This is a genomic window from Paraglaciecola chathamensis S18K6 (assembly GCA_000314955.1).
Classification (GTDB): domain Bacteria; phylum Pseudomonadota; class Gammaproteobacteria; order Enterobacterales; family Alteromonadaceae; genus Paraglaciecola; species Paraglaciecola chathamensis.
This window is the reverse complement of sequence record BAEM01000019.1, coordinates 44,900-67,100: the sequence shown is the minus strand read 5'-3', so window position 1 is coordinate 67,100 and position 22,201 is coordinate 44,900. Positions and strand designations below refer to the sequence as shown.

The following is a 22,201-nucleotide window of genomic DNA, read 5'->3' as shown; positions in this document are numbered from 1 at the left end:
CAAAAGACGACAAAGTAACCAAAAAGTCTCTTGCTCCAACAAACTTTCTAATCCGCTAACCGCAGCGCCTTTTTTGTCATACCGGCGTGAGGAAACATCCCTGTAAAGCGCACGCCTTGTCCAGATGTCCCTATCCGGCCATCTGACAAGTCGCTGCATTTATCGGGAAAGTTTGAGTCGCCAACTAATTCGCTGCGCTTGCTAAAATATAAGCTTCGCTTACTTATGGCCTTCGGCCACAGAGGATGCACTTCGTGCACGTAAAGTATACGCTTCGCTTAGCATCATCCATGCTGGGTATGACAGACCATCCGTGGTCAGCCAGTCACTTCTTTCCAACAGCCGAAAGAAGTAACCAAGAAAGGCCGTGCTCCGGCAAACTTTCTAATCCGCCAACCGCCGCGTCTTTATTGTCATACCGGCGTGAGGAAACATCCCTGTAAAGCGCACGCCTTGTCCAGATGTCCCTATCTGGCCATCTGACAAGTCGCTGCTGTTATCGGGAAAGTTTGAGTCGCCAACTGATTCGCTGCGCTCACTGAAACATACGCAGTACTTAAAGTGGCTGGAAAGCCATAAATAAACGTAGCGAATAGAATATAAAATTTAAGTGCCCGATGGGCATAAACAAACAGGGAAGTTAACAAAAGGGAGGAAATGGTGCCGACTACCGGAGTCGAACTGGTGACCTACTGATTACAAGTCAGTTGCTCTACCAACTGAGCTAAGTCGGCACACTAGATTCCCGCTCTAGGCAGCGATGTGCTAGAGCGAGGCGACATTCTAGTGATTCCACTTTTGTTGTCAACCAAAAGTTATTATTTTAACTGGAAAAGTCGTTCTGCTTCGCCGTTTAGTGTAGGGAAATAGCTTTTGGGTAGCCATTTTTGCAGTTTCTGCATTGCTTCGCCTAGTTCAGCGTAATCATTCCCAGTAATATTAATATGCCCCATTTTACGTTTGGCGCGTGGGGTTTTCATATAACCGTGTAAATGGGTTCTGGGCACACTCAGCATGTCTTTTGGCGGTAAATCACAGCCGATGACGTTTAGCATAACACTTGGCGCGATGACTTGAGTTGAACCTAAGGGTAACTCACAAATTGCCCGTAAGTGGTTTTCAAACTGACAGATATCGGCGCCTTGCATGCTCCAATGCCCAGAGTTGTGTACGCGGGGGGCTATTTCGTTGACCAACAACGTGTCACCCATTTGGAAGAACTCTACTGCCAATACGCCAACGTAATTTAGCTCGTTAACCAGAGCGGTAAAAACTTGCTCGGCTTGGGCTGCGAGCGCTGGTGTTATTGCTGGCGCCGGAGCAACGCAAGTGTGTAGTTGGCCTTGATGATGTAGGTTTTCAACCAAAGGATACAAAGCTACTTGACCGTTTTTAGCCCGTGCGCCAACGAGCGAGACTTCTCGCTCAAAGCTAAGCATTTTTTCAACGACTAGCGGCACTTTCTTTAAATCAAGCTCAGCTAATGCTTGTTGGATATCCGGCAGTTGTTCTTTGCTTGATAAACGCCACTGACCGTAACCATCGTATCCGTCGCGGCTAGCCTTGATGATAAGCTTTTCGCCGAGTTGCTCAACGGCCTGTGGAAGCTTAGTTGCATCGTCCACTATCATGTAGGGGCAATTAGCGATATCGAGCTTGTCGAGTAAAGCTTTTTCTTTGACTCTATCTGCACCGGCGGCGATAGCTTCAACGCTCGGCATCAGTTTACCGCTGCGATTCACTTGTTCAAGTAGAGGCTCAGGAATGTGCTCAAACTCAACAGAAATTGCATCGGCGGCTTCGATAGCGGTTTCAAGGTGAATATCCATCACCTTTTTGTCTATCGGGTTTACCACTTTATGGTTGCTCACATCCACTGCGCGCACTTCGATCCCCAGTGGCGCGCCAGACAATGCCATCATTCTGGCCAGTTGGCCTGAACCTAAAATCAGTACGTTCATTCTGGCAATTCCAGTGCAGGTTGAGCTAACACGTCTGCGGTTTGCTTTTGTCTGAATTGAATAATAGCGTCGCGCACGGCTTCGTCATGTAAAGCCACCACTTGCGCGGCGAGTAAGCCAGCATTGGCTGCGCCTGCTTCACCTATGGCGAGTGTTCCTACTGCAACGCCTTTGGGCATTTGTACAATCGAATACAAAGAGTCAACACCGCTAAGTTGGCTAGAGCGCACAGGCACACCAAACACAGGTAGATGAGTGTGTGCGGCAATCATGCCAGGTAAATGCGCAGCGCCGCCCGCGCCACCAATAATAACTTGATAGCCTTTGTCGGCTGCGGTTTCTGAAAACTCTGTTAACAAGGCAGGGGTGCGATGAGCAGACACCACTTGTGCGTGATAACTTACGCCTAAGGCATCTAACATTTTTGCCGCTTGGGCCATGGTGGGCCAATCAGACTTTGAACCCATAACAATCGCAACTTGAGGCATTTTCACTCCCACTTAACTTCGGTTTTATTTGGTTGCAGCGGACTTGAATAATCAGATGAAATCTCATACTGATAGACAAGATATTGCTGACCAGAAAATTTCGGAAACGGATTGTAGCTCAATTCAAACGGCGAGTCCCGCCTGAACGTAAATTGAACAGCAACCTGTCGGTTTTTATTGATTTTTCAGCAGATAAAGCACCGGAAAAACAAAAATCCGCTGCGGGCGAACCAGCAGCGGATTTTCAATATATTTATCTAACGGTGAGGTTAGCTTTTTTGTTTACGCATCGCAGTGAAAAATTCGTCATTGGTTTTGGTCATTGCCAATTTACCAATTAAGAATTCAATTGCGTCAATCTCTGACATTTCATGCACAATTTTACGCAAGATCCACATCTTTTGTAATTCGTCTTGGGTGGTCAGCAATTCTTCACGACGGGTACCTGAGCGGTTGTAATCAATCGCTGGGAAGACACGTTTTTCAGCAATTTTGCGATTAAGGTGTAATTCCATGTTACCTGTACCTTTAAACTCTTCATAGATAACTTCATCCATTTTAGAGCCGGTATCGATAAGCGCCGTTGCGATAATAGTTAAGCTACCACCTTCTTCGATGTTACGTGCTGCACCAAAGAAACGCTTAGGTTTGTGTAATGCGTTAGCGTCAACACCACCGGTAAGTACTTTACCTGATGAAGGAATAACGGTGTTGTATGCACGGGCTAAACGGGTAATTGAATCAAGTAGAATGACCACGTCTTTTTTGTGCTCAACTAGGCGCTTGGCCTTTTCAATAACCATTTCAGCCACTTGTACGTGACGGCTGGCTGGCTCATCGAAGGTAGAAGCAACAACTTCACCTTGTACTAAGCGCTGCATTTCAGTTACTTCTTCAGGGCGCTCATCAATTAACAACACCATGAGCAAACATTCTGGATGGTTTGCAGCGATAGATTGAGCGATGTTTTGTAGTAAAAGGGTTTTACCGGCTTTAGGCGGAGCAACGATAAGTCCACGTTGACCACGGCCGATTGGCGAGGCTAAATCAAGTACACGTGCAGTAATGTCTTCAGTACTGCCGTTGCCGCGCTCCATCACTAAACGCTCATTGGCATGCAATGGCGTTAAGTTTTCGAATAAAATTTTATTACGGGAATTTTCAGGGCGGTCGAAGTTAACTTCACTAATTTTCAACAGGGCGAAGTAGCGCTCGCTGTCTTTTGGTGGGCGAATTTTACCTGCAATGGTATCGCCTGTGCGTAAGTTAAAGCGACGGATCTGACTAGGAGATACATAAATATCATCCGGGCCCGCCAAGTATGATGCGTCGTTAGAACGCAAGAAACCAAAGCCGTCTTGAAGTATTTCTAGGACGCCGTTGCCGAAAATATCTTCACCACTTTTGGCGTGGGTTTTCAAAATTGAAAATATAATGTCTTGCTTACGAGCGCGAGCCATGTTTTCTAGGCCCATTTTCTCGGCCAGTCCAACCAGCTCACTGATGGGTTTATTCTTGAGTTCCGTTAGGTTCATATTGGTGGGTCTTTTCATGCTTGAAAGTTTTGCCATATCAGCAAAAATTGATTGAATGGTTCAAAGGTATTTACTTATAAAAATCTCTGATTGGTGCGAAAGTACAGGTCTGTTCAGGTATGAACAATGAAAAGTTAGCACCAAAATTAGAGTACGTCTAGTGAAAATAATGTATTAAAGGGTATTAGATTGCACAAAGAGTATACAATAAATAAAAAAGCCCGATTTATTCGGGCTTAATTTCATTATTCGCAATTAAATGTTTTCGTTCAAAAACTCTTCTAATTGGCTTTTAGATAGTGCGCCTACTTTAGTTGCAGCTACATTTCCGCCTTTAAATAAAAGCAAAGTAGGGATGCCACGAATACCATACTTAGGTGGTGTTTCGTTATTTTCATCGACATTCAGCTTGCCAACTGTTAACTTGCCGTCGAATTCGTCAGCAATTTCATGCAAAATTGGCGCAATCATCTTACACGGACCGCACCATTCCGCCCAGAAGTCAACTAGTACAGGACCAGTAGCATTGATAACATCTGCCTCGAAACTATCGTCCGATAACTGGATAATTTTGTCGCTCATTCTTTTCTCCGTCATTAATTCTAGCGCCGATATAATTCAGCGTGATCGTGATTGTTATATAGAAACTGTTTTTTAATGCAAGCACTGATAAGCTATAAGCTATGCAAACAACTCATTTAACCGAAACACATTTCGCGGACTTGCCCATTAATGAGCAAGTCGTTAAGGCGTTATCCGCCGCAAACTTTAGTCACTGCACGCCTATTCAAGCGTTAAGCTTGCCCCCTTTATTAGAGGGAAATGACATAGCAGGTCAAGCGCAAACCGGAACCGGTAAAACTATCGCGTTCTTGGTGGCAACTTTTCACTACTTGCTAAGTAATCCGCAGCCCACTAAAAAACAACCAAGAGCCATTATCATGGCGCCAACCAGAGAGTTGGCCGTTCAGATCTTTAACGATGCTGAACTGCTAAGTCAACACACTGGTTTGTCTCTCGGTTTGATTTATGGGGGCGAGGGTTATCAAAGTCAACGGGAAAAGCTCGAAGAAGGTGTAGATATTATTATCGGCACCACCGGCAGGATCATTGACTACTACAAGCAGAACATCTTTTCGTTGGCTGGCATTCAAGTAGCAGTACTTGATGAAGCTGATCGCATGTTTGATTTGGGCTTCATAAAAGATATTCGTTATCTTTTTAATCGTATGCCTAATCCGTCAGAGCGTTTAAGTATGCTGTTCTCGGCAACCTTGTCCTATCGAGTACAAGAGCTCGCTTATGAGCACATGAACAATCCTACGCACGTGCAAGTAGAGCCTGAACGCAAAACCGGCACACGTATTAAAGAAGAGCTATTTTACCCTTCGGATGAAGACAAAATGGCCTTGTTACTTAGCTTAATGGAAGAAGAATGGCCTGATAAAGCCATTGTTTTTGCTAATACTAAGCACAGCTGCGAGAAGGTATCTGATTGGCTACAAGCTGACGGTCATCGAGTAGGCCTGTTAAGCGGTGATGTGCCGCAAAACAAACGCTTAAAAATTCTCGAAGATTTCACTTCAGGTAAGCTAGATATACTGGTTGCTACTGATGTTGCAGCCCGTGGCTTGCACATTCCTATGGTGAGTCACGTATTTAACTACGACTTACCTGACGATGCTGAAGATTATGTTCACCGTATTGGTCGTACAGGTCGTGCTGGCCAAAGTGGTAGCTCTATCAGCTTCGCCTGTGAACGTTATGCGTTGAACTTGCCAGCGATCGAAACTTACATTGAGCATGCTATTCCGGTAACCGAATATCACGCTGATGCATTGATACGTGATGTTACGCCGCCCAAGCCTCGCCATAAAAAGCGCATGCAGAACGGCCGTAATCCACAAAAGCGTCACTCATCAGGCTCGCGTAACCGTAGGAAGCCATGATTACATCTACCCGTTTACCGCAAAATCACCCTGAAGAGCTATATGCAGCCGTTGATTTAGGTTCAAATAGTTTTCACCTGGTGATCGTTCGCGTGGTAGCGGGTAGTGTACAAATCATTGGTAAAGTGAAGCAGAAAGTCCGTTTAGCTGCAGGGCTAGATGAAAACATGATGCTTGACGATGAAAGTTTAGAGCGCGGCTGGCGCTGCCTCGAAACCTTTGCTGAAAGACTGCAAGATATTCCACGAGACAATATTCGTGTGGTAGCAACTGCTACCTTGCGTCTTGCCAAAAACGCCGCTGTGTTTACCCAAAAAGCCCAACAAATTCTTGATCATGAACTAAGCGTTATTAGTGGTGAAGAGGAAGCTCGGCAAATTTATTTAGGGGTGGCATATACATCCGCTAATCAAGGCAATTCTTTGGTTATCGATATCGGTGGTGCCAGCACAGAAATCATAATCGGTAACGATATGACCCCTATTCACCTTGTTAGCCTCAATATGGGCTGCGTGACGTTTAAAGAGCGTTACTTTGTGGGTGATGTGCTGAGCAAAGAAAACTTTGCCGCCGCAGTGGGGGCAGCAAAAGCCATGGTTGATGCTGTTGCCGATAAGTTTGTCTGTTTTGACTGGCAGCAATGCCTAGGCGCATCTGGCACACCTCAGGCCATCACGGAGATTCTGGTCGCTCAAGGGATCAGCGATGCCATTCGACTGGATTACCTATACAACTTGCGTCAACAATGTATTGATTGTGCCACTTTGGATAACTTGATCATTGACGGCTTAGAAGAGTCCAGACGGGTTATTTTCCCCAGCGGACTGGCTATTCTTATTGCTTTATTTGAGTCGCTGACTATTCGTGATATGCAAATATCAGGGGGCGCACTTCGTGAAGGACTTATCTACGGCATGCTGGAAAACATACAGCAGAATGATCGCCGTATGCAGACAATTCAGCAGCATATAAAACATTTTCATATCGATTCAGAGCAAGCTGAGCGGGTTACTAATGTTGCCTTAACGCTGTTTAAGCAGCTTAGTGAACAAACCGACGTTGACGGTATAGATGGTGAAGCCATGCTGGTAGCGGCAGCTATGTTGCACGAAACGGGCTTACACATCGAATACAAATTACATCATAAACACGGTGCTTATATTTTAGGGCATGTGCCTATGGTGGGGTACACCAATTTACAGCGTGATGGGATAAAAACACTGGTGCTGAATCACCGTCAGCAAATCTCCCCTGAAGTGTTCGAACAAAACCACAATGAAACTCGCGGTATCATGCGTAGTCTAGTGAGAGTGTTACGCTTGGCGTGTATTTTGTCGATACGGCGCAAAGACAACTTGTTACCTGAGCTTAAATTAGAAGTTAAGGAAGACGAATGGCACCTTATTTTCCCCGAGGGTTGGCTTAAAGCTCATCCACTCATAGATGCAGAGCTGGCGAATGAAAAGTGGCAACAGCACAAAATGGGTTGGCACCTCACCTGCGTCTAATGAGACGTAACAAATGTTACCCGTATGCCTTTAATACCATTCCACGTTAATAAGTGATCACTCAGCGAGAGTTTAAAAGGGCTTAAACAAGGCGCATGACTGAATGAATAGTTGTTCTCTTTCGAAGTCATGCAAAGCAGTGTAAGCCCTTTTAAAACTCGCCTGCAAGGAATGCCCCAGCGGCTTTTGCTCTGCGTTCTCACTATTTCAAAGGGAACAACCATTACTACATAGCGACGCCTTAATCAAAAACCGCTGGATGCATTCTGAGACGGTCACTTATTAATGCGGATTGGTATAAAAACGCTGACAAACTTGTCAGCGCCTGTATCAATATCTCACAAGTATTATTTATCTCTGGCTAAAATCTGCGCCGCCTGTTTAGCAAAGTAAGTTAAAATACCGTCTGCTCCTGCGCGTTTAAATGCCAATAATGATTCCAAGATCACTGCATCTTCTTCTAACCAGCCTTGCATGAATGCCGCTTTGTGCATGGCATACTCGCCGCTGACTTGATAGGCAAACGTCGGTACCGAGAACTCGTCTTTACAACGACGAACAATGTCTAAATAGGGCATACCAGGTTTTACCATCACCATATCGGCACCTTCGGCAATATCTAAGGCGATTTCACGCACGGCTTCGTTGGAATTGGCTGGGTCCATTTGGTAACTCTTCTTGTTACCACCTTTAATATTGCCGGCAGAGCCGACTGCATCACGAAATGGGCCGTAATAGTGAGAGGCGTATTTAGCGGAGTAGGCCATGATGCAGGTATTGATATAGCCATGGCTCTCTAATGCTTGGCGAATAGCACCAATGCGCCCGTCCATCATGTCTGAAGGGGCAACTATGTCTGCTCCCGCTTGAGCATGTGACAACGCCTGTTTAATCAATACTTCAATGGTTTCATCATTTTGTACATAACCCTCTTCATTCAACAGGCCATCTTGGCCGTGAGAAGTAAATGGGTCTAGTGCAACATCGGTAATAATGCCCATTTCGGGCACGGCGGCTTTTAGGGCGCGTACTGCTTGTTGAGCTAAGCCGTCAGGGTTGAACGCTTCACTGGCACACTCTGATTTACGCTCTGATGGAGTCACCGGAAACAGCGCCATCGCTGGAATGCCTAAGGTGTGTAATTCCTTTGCTTCTTCAATCAGCAAATCGATTGATAACCGTTCAACACCGGGCATTGATTCAATCGCTTCGCGCTGATTTTTACCTTCTAAAATGAAAACGGGATAAATCAGATCCTTAGGGGTTAGTTGGTTCTCGGCCATGAGATCACGGGTGAAAGCGTGGCGTCGCATGCGGCGCATTCGTGTGTTGGGAAAATGTTCGGCCATGGTGAAGGTCCTATGTTGAGTCTTAATAAATTCGAGCGAGTTACGGCTATTCAGAGTCAGGAAATTTCTGAGCCACGATACAATTTCGGCCGTTATTTTTAGCTTGGTAAAGTAGCTGATCCGCAAAGCCAATTAATACATCTTCGCTCTGCTGTGGATCCATAATAGCGCTGGCTAACCCTATGCTAACCGTTAAATTTACCGCCACACCTGCACTGTAAACAGGGGTGTTTTGAATCTCGAGCCTAAGGTGATCCAGCAAGTCATGGGCGCCCTGGATATCAGTGCTAGGCATGATAACGGAGAATTCCTCACCGCCATAACGACATACATCATCACTGGGGCGTTTGAGTGTTTTTTTCAAGCGCTCTGCGACAAACTTAATGCAATCATCACCCACTAAGTGACCGTGTTCGTCATTGACCTTTTTAAAGTGGTCGATGTCTATCATAGCGACCACAAGCTCAGTTCGCTCCCGCCGACTGCGTCGCACCTCTGCAAGGTACTTTTTGTCAAAATAACGTCTGTTACGAATGCCGGTTAATGCGTCTAAAGTGTTCTTTTCTTCGAGCTCGCGGTTTATTTCTGATAATTCTCTAAGGGCTATCTCTAGTTCTAAGGTGCGCTCTTGCACGCTGTATTCGAGTTCTTCTTGGGCATTGTTTTGTTGGGCAAGTACGTCGTCTTGTACTGCGCGCATTTCACGTTCTTTGCGCAAGGCTTCTCTTTGCGCTCTAAATAATTGGCGTCGTTGATGATTAACGCTCAAGGCAAGCATGAGAGCGAGTAAAAACGTTTCGATGATGACGCCGAGCATCAAAAGGTAATTAGAGGAAATCGTTAGGGAAATAAGATTGAGATGCTCAAGGCATGCCATCAAACAGCTAAGCAGTAAAGATGTCCACGCTAGGGTGTAAAAGCGAGCTAAATGGACTTTTTTATACCAGCCCCAAATACTCACTGCGTAAATGAATATACAGATCCCGCATAGAGCGAATAAAAACGGCTCTAAAAACCACGATTTCGGCACAAATACACTGGCAATTAAAATGGCTGCGAATGCCATGGCAAGTATGTTTAGGGTTTTATGTAAGCGCAGACTAACGCTTTTGATATCAAGCAGTACGTTAGTAAACACAATGGCATAAAAGACGGTGGCATTGGCCCATAAAGACACACTGTTTTTTTGCATCCATGGGCTTTCAGACCAAATATATTTGTACCCAAGCCCCTGCATCGCTGACAGTAACAAGGCGAAGCTCAGAACGTAACCTGCGTAAAGTAAAAATACAGGCTGGCGACTGATCACGAAAAAGAACAAGTTACTGATCCCCATGGCGAACAAGATACCAAAAAATAGGCCCATCAATACACTGTGTTCGCCGTTGAATACCAGAAAGTCGGATTCTGCCCATAGGTGAATAGGGACCTGCAATGTACCCTCGCTGCTAATACGCATAACAACACGCAATTCATCGTCAAACTTAGGCACCGGAAATAAAAAAGTCTCGTAAGGCATGACTCTTGAAGCGAAGGGCTGACTATCACCGGTTTGATAATGATCGAGTAGCTGATTATTTTCTATAAACCATACAGATACGTGGTCTATAAAGGGATTATTTAGTTCTAAAAGCCAATGTTCATTCGATTTGAGGCTAGCCACGGTAAAGCTCACCCAGTGGGGCGTCTCTGACATGGGTAATGCGAGTTGAAAACGCTCTAAGGCTTGCCATTTACCACTGGTAGGAGTCGGAAGTGTGTTGATTTGATATTGTTGCTGGCTGTCGTCTAAATAGAGCAGGGTACTTTGAGGTAGTTGCTCAGGAGCTTGTAATTTTATCGAAAACACAGTGATCAGAAACAGTAATATACAGGTGGCTGACATGAGCTGAATGGCAGCGCGCTGTGTCAGAACGCGACGAAATAATGCGTCGATAGCCACCTTTATTTAGCTCAACGCTAATAAACGCTGAGTATTGCGTTTGCTGTGCAAAGAAAGGGACTCAATCGGCGTTTGCATAAGGTCGCTAAGGGCTTTAGCTATTACAGGTAAGTAACAAGGCTCATTTTGCTTAACCCCAGGGACTTTGTCGCTGCCAAGTTTTTTCGGTTTCAAATAGGGGGCGTCGGTCTCGAGAATTAATCGCTCTAACGGCAGGTGCGCAACAGCGGCTCTCAAGTCGCTACCACGCTTCTCATCGGTTACCCAGCCAGTAATGCCGATATAGCAGCCTAATGCTAAGTAAGCCTGCATTTGTTCGGTATTGCCGGTAAAGCAGTGTACTAAGGCGCCGCTTAAATGCTGATGATATTTTTGTAGTAACTGGTATTGCGCCTCAAATGCATCGCGCTCATGTAAAAAAACCGGTAACCCGGTTTCACAAGCAAGGACCAATTGCGCCTCGAACACAGCTAATTGTGTATCTCGTGGTGAAAAATCACGATTGAAGTCTAAACCGCATTCGCCAATGGCTAACACTTGAGGTTGTTTACTGAGGGTTGTAATTTGTTCGCGGTAATCTTGAGGGGCGTGCTGTGCATAGTGTGGATGAATGCCAGCGGTGCTGAAAACTTGATCAGGATAGGCATCAGCAAGTTTCGCGGCTTGATGACTGATGGCGACATCCGTACCGGTTAGCATAATTTGCGCTACGCCTGCCTCAGCGGCGCGCGTTAGCATTGGCGATAACTCGCCTTCATCACTTGGTACGTTTACACCAACATCAAACCACTGCATGCTATTGGGACCGCTTCACTCTAATGCGTTTGTTACTCGATTCTTTACCTAAAAAGTATGAGCCAAGTGCGCCCTCTTCAACATATACCTCTTGCCCCGGTTTCAGGCGTAACGTGGTGTTATTGGTTTGACGCCAGACTTGCCCTGATTCTAAGGTAACAATCAGTTTTCCATAAGGGGTCTTTTGGATAGCGCTAATGACCGAGGTTATTTTTTCAACTTTATCTTTTGGTTCGATCACCTTATCTAAACCAAAGTTTTTCACTTGGTTTTCACGGCTCGCTTCAGGCTGAGGAGCCTGCTTTGCTTTGTGCGTAACTGCGGGAGCGGATTTGCTTGAAGCGAGCTGATCTTGGGCTTTTTTTACTGCCTGCTGAGGAGCGCTAGTTGGCGGCAAGTTGTCGTAACACGCTAGGCGAGCAGTACTGTTCGTTTCTGCACGGCAAGCTTGTAATTCGCTGATTAAGCTTTGTGCTTGAGCACTAGAGAAACCGCTAATAAAAATAGTGAGACCGATAAGGAAATGTTTCATGACTGCTCCTGTTCGTTTTCTTTTTGTTTGCTGCCTTTTGGCTCGTCTTCTTTAAGCTCGTTTTCGTCAGTATCGTTACTGGGCTTGGCATACATGCTACCCACTAAGATACCGACTTCGAACAGAATCCACATAGGTATAGCGAGTAATGTTTGCGAGATAATATCAGGCGGGGTTAACAGCATGCCTAGGGTAAATACACCGACGATGACGTAAGGGCGCTTTGCACGCAAAGAGTCTGGCGTGCTCACGCCTGTCCAGCACATCAGTACAATCGCCACAGGGATCTCAAACGACAAACCAAAGGCAAAGAATATCTTAAGTACAAAATCAAGATAGCTACTGATATCGGTATTGATCGTGACGCCTTCAGGCGCGACTCCGGTGAAAAAGGCGAATGCCAGAGGAAACACCACATAGTAAGCGAATGCCATGCCTGAATAGAACAACAAGGTACTTGAGAACAGTAGCGGTGCGACTAAGCGCTTTTCATTTCGATACAAACCAGGCGCAATAAAGGCCCAAACCTGGTACAGCACCACCGGAATAGCGATAAAAAATGACAGTACCAAGGTCAGTTTAAAGGGAGCGAAAAATGGTGATGCAACGTCTGTGGCAATCATTTCTGCTTGGTCTGGAAGGGTTTCTAATAACGGGGTAGCAAGCCAGTGGTATAAGTCTTGGGCAAAATAAACCAAGCAAAGAAACACCACAAACACACTAAGTACCGCTTTTAACACTCTGCCACGTAATTCAATTAAGTGGGCAATTAAGCTATTAGGATCTGACATCCGTGACTACTTTTTTTCGTATGGTTTTTGAACAGATTTCGCTGCATCTCGCAGTTCATCCACGGATTTTTGCAGCTCGGGAGATAAGTTTTCGAGACCTTGCTGCTCAGCTTTTTTCAAGTTTTCATGCAGTTCGTGAATTTTAAATTGTTGCTCCACTTCCTGACGAAAACCCGTGGCCATGCTTTTAACACTTCGCACGGTACGCATGGTTGAACGAATTGCACCGGGCAAACGTTCTGGGCCAAGCACCAGCAATGCAACAACGCCTATGACTAATAATTCTAAAAAGCCGATATCAAACATGGATAATGCTCGCGTTACTCACTTTTTGTCTTAGTGTCTGATTCACTTTTGACATTCTGTTGAACAGTTTGCTCGTTATTTTTGCTGTTATCTTCGACTTTATCATCGGCTTTGAAATCCGCATCCTTGTCATCATCTGAAACTGCTTTCTTAAATCCTTTTACCGCAGAACCTAAATCTCCGCCCATATTACGAAGTTTTTTAGTGCCGAAAAGTAAAACAACGATCACCAAAATAATGATTAACTGCATTGGGCTAATACCGAACATAACACACTCCTATTAAATGTTTGGACCCATTATACGTAGCAAATTAAAAAGGTCACTGGATTTGATTAAGCAAACATTTCAATGCACAGTAATAGTGACTAGAAACAGGGAGTGCGGTATTGAAAATCAAACACGTTTTTTTGCTGTTGCTGCTAAGTGCATCCCACTGTCAAGGGCAGGAAAACGAGCAGGGACAACCTCCACAGCAGGATAAGCAATTTCCCTGGCTGGATGATATGCATAAAAATATTGCACAATCAGTGCAGGATACTGCGATATGGTTTGATGATTTCTTTTTCTTAGACGGGGTAATGCATCAAGAAGTTGCGCAAGCCGAAGCGCGAATTCGCCTTGGTTGGGAACCACGTACTCGTGAATTGAACCAATTTCAAAATCGTTTTCGGGTAAGAGTACGCTTACCTAATCTAAAAAACCGTTTAGACATAGTACTGTCAGATTATGACGATGAAGTCGCGCTAGGCAACGAGCGTTTAGGCCGCGATGATAGCTTTGGCGATTCAGATCGGCTCAATTTAGCACTTCGCTGGCGCTCACGACCTAACAGCGGATTTTCTCATCGTATCGGCTTTGGTCGGGGGCTGCAAACCTACGTTAAAAGTCGTTATCGCAATCATTATTCGCTCACGCCCGATGCGCTACTGCGTATTGAAGGCTCCATTTACTATTACAGTGACGATGGCTTTGGCAGTCATTTTTCAACAAAGTTTGATTACAGTGCCAATGCTGACACTTTATACCGTTTCGATAACAACTTTTATTACCGGGATCGAACCAAAGACTGGTTATGGCGCCATAGCTGGCAGAGTTTGCATCAGTTTGATCGAAAAACCGCCATTATCAGTGGCTATTATATCGAGGGCTTAAGTCAGCCCAACTATCAGTTAAACGAGCACTATGTGAGTATGCGCTGGCGGCAAAACGCCCTGCGTGAGTGGCTATTCTACGAAGTTGAACCTTTCATTTTGTGGCGCAGAGATGAACATTTTTCACCCTCATACGGTTTAGCGTTACGTGTTGAAGGATTTTTCGGGCACACTTAATCAGGCTCGCGTAATAGGGCGCACCACTAAAAAAGTGCGCCAAAAGGTTACTCAGCCACTCTACAGCGCCAAGCAATAAGCCAACTTACGATACCAGCTGTTGCCACGCCCGCGGGCACCCACCACTGGTAAATATAGATAGGCATAACACTTGATACCACCAGTAACGTCGCGCCTATGATGGTGAAAACCAAGCGTCTTTGTTGTTGTTTAACATGCCATTGCTGCTTTTCAAACTGCAATTTTTGCTGCTCAGGATAACGCCTGATTTGGCGCATTGAGTCATATAGCAAATCAGGTATTTCAGGCAGTTTTTCCGACCAGAATGGCAGATTCGCTGATACCTTGTTGTACATGGCTTTTACACCAATTTGTTCGCGCATCCAGTTTTCTAAAAATGGCTTAGCGGTTTGCCACAAATCTAGCTGGGGATACAGCTGACGGCCCAACCCTTCGATGTATAACAAGGTTTTTTGCAACAGCACTAATTGCGGTTGAATAATCATGTTAAAGCGCCGTGCAGTATTAAACAGTTGCAGCAACACATTACTAAATTCAATTTCGGCCAGCGGCTTTTGGAAAATAGGCTCACACACTCTGCGAATCGACGCTTCGAATTCATCAATACTAGTGGTGCTTGGTACCCAGCCAGAGTCCACATGTAACTCTGCCACTTTGCGGTAATTACGATTAAAAAAGGCGATAAAGTTTTCTGCTAAATAACGTTTATCTTCACTGTTTAGCGTACCGACAATCCCGTAATCTATGGTGATGTACTGGGGATCGTCAGGGTTATCAAGGGCAACAAATATATTGCCAGGGTGCATATCGGCGTGAAAGAAGCTGTCTCTGAATACTTGGGTAAAAAATACTTCAACACCGCGCTCGGCAAGCTTTTTCATATTGGTGCCACGGGCTTCTAAGGTCGCCACATCCGAAATTGGCGTACCATAAATGCGCTCCATGACCATCACGTTAGCATGGCAATAATCACTGTATATATGGGGTACATATAAGGCGTCAGAGTTTTCAAAATTACGCTTGAACTGAATACCGTTCGCCGCTTCGTTGAGTAAGTCGAGTTCGCCGACTATGGTTTTTTCATACTCAGCAACCACCTCGACTGGGCGCAGACGCTTACCGTCAGGCAGCAATTTTTGCAGCGCATTCGCAAATGTGCGCATTAACTGAATATCAGCATGAATAGCCGAGCCGATATTTGGGCGTATGACTTTAACGATGACTTCTTCACTGTGACCAATTAGTTTGGCTGCATGCACCTGGGCAATAGACGCAGAAGCCAAAGGCGTGGCGTCAAACTCGCTAAATACTTCTTTTAGGTCACTCACGCCTAATGCATGGCGAATAATTTGCTGGGCCACTTCACTGTCAAAAGGCGCGACTTGGTCTTGCAGAATAGCCAGTTCGTTCGCTATGTCTTGACTGAGCAAGTCTTTGCGAGTGGACAACATCTGGCCGAACTTAATAAAAACAGGGCCAAGAGATTGCAGCGCAAGACGAATACGTGTGCCTTGTGATTTGTCTTTATGTTTATTACGCAGCCAGAAAAAGCCAAATCGACCTAATTTGGCATACCAAGGTAGCCATTTTTCTGGGATAAGTTCATCTAGGCCGTGTTGTAAAAATACTTTATTGATTTGGTATAAACGAAGGATCCGCACGGGTTAAGAGTCATCCTGTTGTAAGGCAATTAATTGGTCGATGCGGGCTTCTAGTCTGTCGCTAGCACTGCGCAAGGTGTTTACCTGATCGCAAAAATCTGCAACTTCGATTTCGCTAACCGCTACGGCGTCTGGTTGGGTTAAGTGAGTGCTGAGCTGGTCAGCTAGTTTCTCGACTTCTTGCTGGGCAGTGTTAAAAAACGCTTTTACGCTACTAAATGTTTGGTGGGCAACCACATCCCCAGTGTACTTTGATAGCTGTTCTTCCCAGTCAATATCCAACTCTTTCATCAGGTTACTGAACCCTTGAGCAACATTGATATCGCCGTCTAAGTCCAGCTTTCCTTGTTGAATAAGCTGACTGATTTTACTGCTATCACTTAACTCACCTAGGGTGCTTAGGCTAAGCGTAATATGACAATCTGCCGAGGACTCGGCTTGTGCTTCACTTGACTGATCCTCGTTTGTCGCTGGCAGTGCACTGACATCGATTTGCTCAGAAAAGATAAACAGTAAAGACCATGGCAGCTCATTAATGCTGACCTGTAGTTGCTTGCCTGCGAGCTTTTTCAAGCGAGGCTTGCAATCAGGGTCGAGCTGCAAAAGTTGGTTAAGGGTTAACTCAACGCCCGCGCTTAATAATTGCCCGACTAACATTTAAAACTTAAACCCGCGGTGCAAGGCAACAATACCACCGGTTAGATTGTGGTAGGTGACTTGCTCAAACCCTGCGTCTTGCATCATTTCTTTCAGTACGTCTTGTTCAGGATGCATGCGAATTGATTCTGCCAAATATTTGTAGCTGTCACCGTCTTTGGCCACCAGTTCACCGATTTTAGGTAGCAAATGAAATGAATAAGCATCATATACTTTGTTTAAAGCGTCACTGGTGGGTTTAGAGAACTCTAGCACGAGCAAGCGCCCACCTGGCTTTAACACCCGGTACATGGATTTTAGCGCTTTATCTTTATCGGTCACATTACGCAGGCCGAAGGCAATGGTAATGATATCGAAACTGTTGTCAGGAAAGGGCAAGGCTTCTGCATTGGCTTGCACGTATTTCACATTGCTAACAATGCCTTTATCTCGTAGCTTATCACGGCCTACGCGCAGCATAGCGTCATTGATATCAGCTAGCACTACTTCGCCACTGTCGCCTACGATACGCGAAAACTTCGCGGTTAAGTCACCTGTACCGCCGGCTAAATCGAGCACCTTATGCCCAGCCCGTGCACCACTGCAATCAATGGTAAAGCGTTTCCATAATCGATGAATACCCATAGACATAACATCATTCATGATGTCGTATTTGGCTGCCACTGATTGAAACACTTCAGCCACCATAGATGCCTTGGCGTTTTTATCTACTTGTTGAAAGCCAAAATGGGTTTTTTCTGATGATTCAGGGGCTTGCTCGTGGCTGGTATCTGTACCTGCGTGATGCTCGCTAACGCTCATGTCAATTCCTTAATAAACTCTTAGGGCTAGTGTATCGAAATTCACAGTGCCAATCTAAAAAAATTACGTAAGCGGTCGCAAAAGATTAATCGACAAAATAAAGGGTATAACTTGAGGCTAGAACGCTGATAGATCAGCTGGCTAAATTGTCTCCAACACTGAACGCAATCAACATACTAAGGGCTTGCATCGAACGGCCACTTTGCTCTTGTAACTGATTAAAGGATGCTTGAATAGCGTTTAAGCTGCGCTTGGAATTCACACCGCCAGAAATAATACCTCGACGGGTAAAGTAGCTGGTGATATCGCGTGTCAGTAAAAAGGTGTCTTTACCTAACGCACGCAGGGCGTAGGGGCCTGTGTTGCCTCCTAAACGTGCGCCGTGTTTCTTTAAATATGCCCACAAGCCAATAATATCGTTAGCCGGCCAATTTGCGACAAACTGCGCAAAGCTGCCATGCTCACGACGAACCGCATCGATCATGATGGCATTTTCGCGAATGGTTTGGACTTTCTTGTAATTACGGATGATTGCCGGGTCTTGCGCGCGCTTTTCCAGCATTTCATCTGGCATCATAAGGACTTTGTCGATTGTAAACTCGAAAAACAAGCGTTCGAATTCAGGCCATTTATTGCGAACGACTCGCCACACAAAACCGGATTGAAAAACTTTTTTGCTAAATTCTGCTAAAAAACGATCATCGCCCAAATGGGCGATGGCGTTATCAGATAAGGGCTCGCTGAGTAACGATTCTACTGCATTAGGGCCGCCTTTGCGCTCGCATGCCCGTTGATAAATCGCGTGATAATCTTCTAAATTAGCTAAAACGTTGTCGCTCACCCTTACTCCTATTTCAAAGATCGATTGGGGATTAGCCTTCAATGCCGCTGTGGCGTAATAAGGCATCTACTTTTGGCTCACGGCCTCTAAATGCTACAAATAGCTCCATTGGCTCTTTGCTGCCCCCTTTTTCTAGAATGTTGTTCAAGAAATCTTGGCCGACTTGTTGGTTAAATATGCCTTCTTCTTCAAAACGACTAAAGGCGTCTGAGGATAATACTTCGGCCCATTTGTAGCTGTAATATCCAGCGGCATAACCCCCTGCAAAGATATGCCCAAAGCTATTCTGAAAGCGATTGAACTCAGGTGGAATTACCACAGAAACTTGGCTGCGCACGTCGTCTAATAAGGCCTGAACCGAGGTTTTCTGCTCAGCGTTGTATTGCTCGTGTAAGCTGAAATCGAACATGCTGAATTCCAACTGACGTACCATCTGCATGGCCGACTGGAAGTTACGCGCCGCAAGCATTTTATCTAACAAGTCTTGCGGTAACGGCTCGCCCGTTTCGTAATGGCTTGATATAAACGCTAATGCTTCAGGCTGCCAGCACCAGTTCTCTAAAAATTGGCTGGGTAACTCTACTGCATCCCAAGCCACACCATTGATGCCTGATACGCCAGCAATATCAATTTGGGTCAACATGTGGTGAATGCCATGACCAAATTCATGGAACAAGGTAATAACTTCATCATGGGTAAACAAAGCAGGCTTATCACCCACAGGACCACTGAAATTGCAGGTTAGGTACGCTACAGGTAATTGCACTGAACCATCTGGTTTTACGCGGCGTGTTTGGCATTCGTCCATCCAGGCACCACCACGTTTGTGCTCACGGGCATACAAGTCTAAGTAAAAACTTCCGCGTAACTCACCTTTGGCATCTTTGATATCAAAAAAGCGTACATCTTTGTGCCAATTGTCAACGCCAGTGCGTTCGGTGATGTTTAAGCCATATAAACGCGAAACAACCTCAAATAGGCCGTCTACTGCTTTATGTGCAGGGAAATAAGGACGTAGCGCTTCGTCTGAAATAGCGTATTTTTGCTCTTTGAGTTTTTCGCTGTAATAGGCTAAATCCCAGGCTTGTAACTCAGGTATATCAAATTGAGTTTTAGCGAATTCAGTTAACTCTTGCAGATCTTGCTGAGCTTGAGGCTTTGAACGCTTAGCTAGGTCTTGTAAAAAACCATTAACCTGTGTGGTCGACTCGGCCATCTTAGTGGCCAATGAGCGCTCGGCGTAGTTTGCGAAATCTAACAGTTCGGCCAATTCTTGGCGCAATGCCATGGTTTCGTCGATAAGCGGGCCATTATCCCATTTGCCGGCATTTGGCCCTTGATCGGAAGCGCGTGTGGTGAAAGCGCGATACATTTCTTCGCGCAGTAGGTGGTTGTCTGCATGCATCATTACCGGTAAATAGCTTGGGATATCAAGGGTGAATAACCATCCGTCTAGCTCTTTACTTTCGGCGAGTTGCTTAGCCGCGGCTAATGCTGATTCAGGTAAACCGGCTAGCTCTTTCTCGTCGGTAATGTGCTTTTGCCAACCTAAGGTGGCGTCCATTACGTTGTTGCTAAAGGTTGAAGATAAATCTGATAGGCGACTTTTAATCTCGCCGTAGCGTTGCTTCTTGTCATCGTCTAAGCCGACGCCAGATAATTCAAAATCGCGTACTGTGTTGTCAATCACTTTGCGTTTTGCTTCGTCGAGCTCGGCGAATTCAGCGCTGTTTTGAATCTGTAGATAGGCTTGATATAAACCTTTATGTTGACCAACCCAAGTGCCGTATTCCGACAATAATGGCAAGCAAGCGTCGTGCGCTTCACGTAGCTCATCATTGCTCACCACAGAGTTCATATGCGATACAGGCGACCACATACGGCCAAGTTCGTCGTCTTTGTCTTCTAATTTAGCCGCAAAGTTGTCCCAGGTGTAACTGGGCTGAGCAAGCAAGGTTTCAATGGTCTTTTTGGCATCTTCAATGGCTTGTTCAACGCTAGGCTGAATCTGATCCGGGGTAATGTCTGAAAAACGCGGTAATCCAGATAAATCTTGCAGCGGGCTTAGGGACATAATGAACTCTTTTGTCGAGGAAATAATGAATAGTAAGTAAGGCAGTTCATGGTGAAATTCAAGTGGTCGGTTCGAGTTAGCTAAAAATCATGCTGTTTATGCTGCATTGAGACATGATTATTTGCCTGTAAGATAATCCATTGATCTTGGGTCTATAATGCTCAGGTTTATTATTATCGATTAGCTCGATTTAAAAATTCATTTGTCTTTGTAGAGACGAACCTTATATCGTGTACCCACAGCTTAATAATTTAGGATGAGTAGAGATGGCAGATTTTGATTATATTTGTATTGGCGGCGGCAGCGGTGGTATCGCTTCAGCAAATCGAGCAGCAAAGCATGGCAAAAAAGTCGCTTTGATAGAAGCGCGTCTCATTGGAGGCACCTGCGTGAATGTTGGTTGTGTGCCTAAGAAAGCCATGTGGTTCGGTGCCCAAGTCGCAGAAGCCATCAATCATTATGCCCCCGATTACGGTTTCGATGTGACGGTCAACAAATTTGACTGGAAAAAACTGGTAGAAAGCCGCGAAGCCTACGTTAAGCGGATTCATGCCTCTTACGATCGTGTACTGGGCAACAATGACATTACTGTAATTAACGGTTTCGCTCGTTTCGTAAACAAAAATACCGTTGAGGTCGATGGCAAGGAATACACGGCTGATCATATTCTTATCGCTACTGGTGGGCGTCCGGTTACGCCAAGTATTCCAGGTGCCGAACTAGGTATTGATTCTGATGGTTTCTTTGAGCTAACCGAGCAACCTAAACGTGTAGTGGTGGTTGGCGCAGGTTACATCGCGGTTGAATTAGCAGGTGTATTGCACTCATTAGGCAGTGAAACCCATTTGGTGGTACGTAAGCACGCACCACTTCGTTCTTTCGATAGTATGTTGAGCCAGACCTTGGTCGAGATCATGGAAAAAGACGGCCCCACTTTGCATACTCATCGTATCCCTGAAAAACTAGAAAAGAACGAAGATGGCAGCTTAACTCTGACATTTGAGTGTGGTGAAAAAATCGAAGCTGACTGCGTGATTTGGGCGATAGGCCGTATACCAGCCAATGACAATATGGGCCTTGATAAAGCGGGCGTTACGGTCAATGAGCGTGGCTATATCGCGGTGGATAAATACCAAAATACCAGTGTTGATGGTATCTACGCGGTAGGTGACAACATAGGTAAAGTTGAATTGACGCCCGTTGCAGTAAAAGCAGGCCGCTTACTATCAGAGCGCTTGTTTAATGGTCAGAAAGACGCTCATATGGACTACACCTTAATTCCGACCGTTGTCTTTAGCCACCCAGCAATAGGTACTATGGGATTGACCGAGCTTGAAGCTCAAGCTGAGTTTGGTGAAGACAATGTAAAAGTATACAACTCTAGCTTTGCTGCTATGTATACAGCGGTGACCAGCCACAGACAAATGACACGCATGAAGCTAATTTGTGTGGGTGAAGAGCAAAAAGTCGTTGGATTGCACGGTATCGGCTACGGTATGGATGAAATTCTGCAAGGCTTTGCTGTCGCTATGAAAATGGGCGCAACCAAAGCTGATTTTGATGCCTGTGTGGCGATTCACCCCACAAGTGCTGAAGAGTTTGTGACCCTGAACTAGTTACTTTTGCCAATGGCGTGGTTTCAGCGCGAAACATTGCCTGA

At 45.4% G+C, this 22,201-nt stretch carries 20 protein-coding genes and 1 tRNA gene; 4 read left to right on the top strand and 17 right to left on the bottom strand.

Annotated features, from left to right (window positions below; all coding sequences use genetic code 11):
* Positions 1–658: 658 nt before the first annotated feature.
* The 5 genes from GCHA_RS05550 to trxA all read right to left on the bottom strand — a co-directional run bounded on the left by GCHA_RS05550 (position 659) and on the right by trxA (position 4,566).
* Positions 659–734, bottom strand: a tRNA-Thr gene (locus GCHA_RS05550).
* Between the two features lie 84 nt (positions 735–818).
* Positions 819–1,961: a 5-(carboxyamino)imidazole ribonucleotide synthase gene (locus tag GCHA_RS05545; protein WP_007985977.1), complete on the bottom strand. Its 1,143-nt coding sequence runs from the start codon at positions 1,959–1,961 to the stop codon at positions 819–821.
* Entirely contained in the window at positions 1,958–2,449 is a 492-nt protein-coding gene (purE, locus tag GCHA_RS05540) for a 5-(carboxyamino)imidazole ribonucleotide mutase (protein ID WP_007985975.1), read from the bottom strand. The genes GCHA_RS05545 and purE overlap by 4 nt, the downstream gene beginning before the upstream one ends.
* A gap of 269 nt (positions 2,450–2,718) precedes the next feature.
* The gene (gene rho / locus GCHA_RS05535) at positions 2,719–3,984 is read right to left on the bottom strand and encodes a transcription termination factor Rho (RefSeq protein ID WP_007985971.1); all 1,266 of its coding nucleotides are present in this window, start codon (positions 3,982–3,984) and stop codon (positions 2,719–2,721) included.
* 255 nt (positions 3,985–4,239) lie between these two features.
* Positions 4,240–4,566: a thioredoxin TrxA gene (gene trxA, locus GCHA_RS05530; RefSeq protein ID WP_008303866.1), complete on the bottom strand. Its 327-nt coding sequence runs from the start codon at positions 4,564–4,566 to the stop codon at positions 4,240–4,242.
* A 101-nt stretch (positions 4,567–4,667) separates the two neighbouring features.
* Here trxA and rhlB point away from each other — a divergent pair, with 101 nt between their 5' ends.
* Positions 4,668–5,933 (top strand): ATP-dependent RNA helicase RhlB, encoded by a 1,266-nt coding sequence (gene rhlB, locus GCHA_RS05525; RefSeq protein ID WP_007985968.1) that lies wholly within the window; start codon positions 4,668–4,670, stop codon positions 5,931–5,933.
* Positions 5,930–7,441 (top strand): Ppx/GppA phosphatase family protein, encoded by a 1,512-nt coding sequence (locus GCHA_RS05520; protein ID WP_007985966.1) that lies wholly within the window; start codon positions 5,930–5,932, stop codon positions 7,439–7,441. The genes rhlB and GCHA_RS05520 overlap by 4 nt, the downstream gene beginning before the upstream one ends.
* A 347-nt stretch (positions 7,442–7,788) precedes the next feature.
* Here the strand turns inward: GCHA_RS05520 and hemB are convergent, their stop codons facing one another.
* Genes hemB through GCHA_RS05485 form a run of 7 tightly spaced genes read right to left on the bottom strand, consistent with a single transcriptional unit; the run spans position 7,789 to position 13,425 of the window.
* Positions 7,789–8,790, bottom strand: coding sequence for a porphobilinogen synthase (hemB, locus tag GCHA_RS05515; protein WP_039992145.1), 1,002 nt, complete (start codon positions 8,788–8,790; stop codon positions 7,789–7,791).
* 46 nt (positions 8,791–8,836) lie between these two features.
* A complete protein-coding gene (locus GCHA_RS05510; protein ID WP_007985960.1) occupies positions 8,837–10,732 on the bottom strand; it encodes a sensor domain-containing diguanylate cyclase in 1,896 nt (631 codons plus the stop codon).
* 6 nt (positions 10,733–10,738) lie between these two features.
* Positions 10,739–11,527 (bottom strand): TatD family hydrolase, encoded by a 789-nt coding sequence (locus GCHA_RS05505; protein ID WP_007985958.1) that lies wholly within the window; start codon positions 11,525–11,527, stop codon positions 10,739–10,741.
* Position 11,528: 1 nt separating this feature from the next.
* The gene (locus GCHA_RS05500; protein WP_007985956.1) at positions 11,529–12,059 is read right to left on the bottom strand and encodes a hypothetical protein; all 531 of its coding nucleotides are present in this window, start codon (positions 12,057–12,059) and stop codon (positions 11,529–11,531) included.
* Positions 12,056–12,850, bottom strand: coding sequence for a twin-arginine translocase subunit TatC (gene tatC / locus GCHA_RS05495; RefSeq protein ID WP_007985954.1), 795 nt, complete (start codon positions 12,848–12,850; stop codon positions 12,056–12,058). The genes GCHA_RS05500 and tatC overlap by 4 nt, the downstream gene beginning before the upstream one ends.
* A gap of 6 nt (positions 12,851–12,856) precedes the next feature.
* On the bottom strand, positions 12,857–13,156 hold the full coding sequence (gene tatB / locus GCHA_RS05490; protein WP_006995013.1) for a Sec-independent protein translocase protein TatB: 300 nt from the start codon (positions 13,154–13,156) through the stop codon (positions 12,857–12,859).
* Between the two features lie 14 nt (positions 13,157–13,170).
* A complete protein-coding gene (locus tag GCHA_RS05485; protein ID WP_007985948.1) occupies positions 13,171–13,425 on the bottom strand; it encodes a twin-arginine translocase TatA/TatE family subunit in 255 nt (84 codons plus the stop codon).
* A 119-nt stretch (positions 13,426–13,544) separates the two neighbouring features.
* On the opposite strand from GCHA_RS05485, the gene GCHA_RS05480 reads away from it, so the two are divergent.
* Positions 13,545–14,486, top strand: a complete 942-nt coding sequence (locus tag GCHA_RS05480) for a hypothetical protein (protein ID WP_007985946.1) — start codon at positions 13,545–13,547, stop codon at positions 14,484–14,486.
* Positions 14,487–14,533: 47 nt separating this feature from the next.
* On the opposite strand, the gene ubiB is transcribed toward GCHA_RS05480, so the two are convergent.
* The 5 genes from ubiB to prlC all read right to left on the bottom strand — a co-directional run bounded on the left by ubiB (position 14,534) and on the right by prlC (position 20,541).
* Entirely contained in the window at positions 14,534–16,168 is a 1,635-nt protein-coding gene (gene ubiB, locus GCHA_RS05475; protein WP_007985944.1) for a ubiquinone biosynthesis regulatory protein kinase UbiB, read from the bottom strand.
* Positions 16,169–16,171: 3 nt separating this feature from the next.
* Positions 16,172–16,825: a ubiquinone biosynthesis accessory factor UbiJ gene (locus GCHA_RS05470; protein ID WP_007985942.1), complete on the bottom strand. Its 654-nt coding sequence runs from the start codon at positions 16,823–16,825 to the stop codon at positions 16,172–16,174.
* Positions 16,826–17,626, bottom strand: coding sequence for a bifunctional demethylmenaquinone methyltransferase/2-methoxy-6-polyprenyl-1,4-benzoquinol methylase UbiE (ubiE, locus tag GCHA_RS05465; RefSeq protein WP_007985941.1), 801 nt, complete (start codon positions 17,624–17,626; stop codon positions 16,826–16,828). It lies immediately after the preceding gene.
* A gap of 133 nt (positions 17,627–17,759) precedes the next feature.
* Entirely contained in the window at positions 17,760–18,467 is a 708-nt protein-coding gene (locus GCHA_RS05460; RefSeq protein WP_007985939.1) for a DNA-3-methyladenine glycosylase I, read from the bottom strand.
* Positions 18,468–18,498: 31 nt separating this feature from the next.
* Entirely contained in the window at positions 18,499–20,541 is a 2,043-nt protein-coding gene (gene prlC, locus GCHA_RS05455) for an oligopeptidase A (protein ID WP_007985936.1), read from the bottom strand.
* Between the two features lie 266 nt (positions 20,542–20,807).
* Between prlC and gorA the strand changes: the two genes are divergently transcribed.
* Positions 20,808–22,157, top strand: coding sequence for a glutathione-disulfide reductase (gorA, locus tag GCHA_RS05450; RefSeq protein ID WP_007985934.1), 1,350 nt, complete (start codon positions 20,808–20,810; stop codon positions 22,155–22,157).
* Positions 22,158–22,201 lie beyond the last annotated feature (44 nt).

Bases quoted from the DNA above. Each gene is read 5' to 3' on its own strand.
- GCHA_RS05545 (WP_007985977.1), bottom strand. From the start codon at position 1,961: ATGAACGTACTGATTTTAGGTTCAGGCCAACTGGCCAGAATGATGGCA.
- purE (WP_007985975.1), bottom strand. From the start codon at position 2,449: ATGCCTCAAGTTGCGATTGTTATGGGTTCAAAGTCTGATTGGCCCACC.
- rho (WP_007985971.1), bottom strand. From the start codon at position 3,984: ATGAACCTAACGGAACTCAAGAATAAACCCATCAGTGAGCTGGTTGGA.
- GCHA_RS05500 (WP_007985956.1), bottom strand. From the start codon at position 12,059: ATGAAACATTTCCTTATCGGTCTCACTATTTTTATTAGCGGTTTCTCT.
- trxA (WP_008303866.1), bottom strand. From the start codon at position 4,566: ATGAGCGACAAAATTATCCAGTTATCGGACGATAGTTTCGAGGCAGAT.
- tatC (WP_007985954.1), bottom strand. From the start codon at position 12,850: ATGTCAGATCCTAATAGCTTAATTGCCCACTTAATTGAATTACGTGGC.
- GCHA_RS05470 (WP_007985942.1), bottom strand. From the start codon at position 16,825: ATGTTAGTCGGGCAATTATTAAGCGCGGGCGTTGAGTTAACCCTTAAC.
- tatB (WP_006995013.1), bottom strand. From the start codon at position 13,156: ATGTTTGATATCGGCTTTTTAGAATTATTAGTCATAGGCGTTGTTGCA.
- gorA (WP_007985934.1), top strand. From the start codon at position 20,808: ATGGCAGATTTTGATTATATTTGTATTGGCGGCGGCAGCGGTGGTATC.
- GCHA_RS05485 (WP_007985948.1), bottom strand. From the start codon at position 13,425: ATGTTCGGTATTAGCCCAATGCAGTTAATCATTATTTTGGTGATCGTT.
- GCHA_RS05520 (WP_007985966.1), top strand. From the start codon at position 5,930: ATGATTACATCTACCCGTTTACCGCAAAATCACCCTGAAGAGCTATAT.
- rhlB (WP_007985968.1), top strand. From the start codon at position 4,668: ATGCAAACAACTCATTTAACCGAAACACATTTCGCGGACTTGCCCATT.
- hemB (WP_039992145.1), bottom strand. From the start codon at position 8,790: ATGGCCGAACATTTTCCCAACACACGAATGCGCCGCATGCGACGCCAC.
- ubiE (WP_007985941.1), bottom strand. From the start codon at position 17,626: ATGAGCGTTAGCGAGCATCACGCAGGTACAGATACCAGCCACGAGCAA.
- GCHA_RS05505 (WP_007985958.1), bottom strand. From the start codon at position 11,527: ATGCAGTGGTTTGATGTTGGTGTAAACGTACCAAGTGATGAAGGCGAG.
- prlC (WP_007985936.1), bottom strand. From the start codon at position 20,541: ATGTCCCTAAGCCCGCTGCAAGATTTATCTGGATTACCGCGTTTTTCA.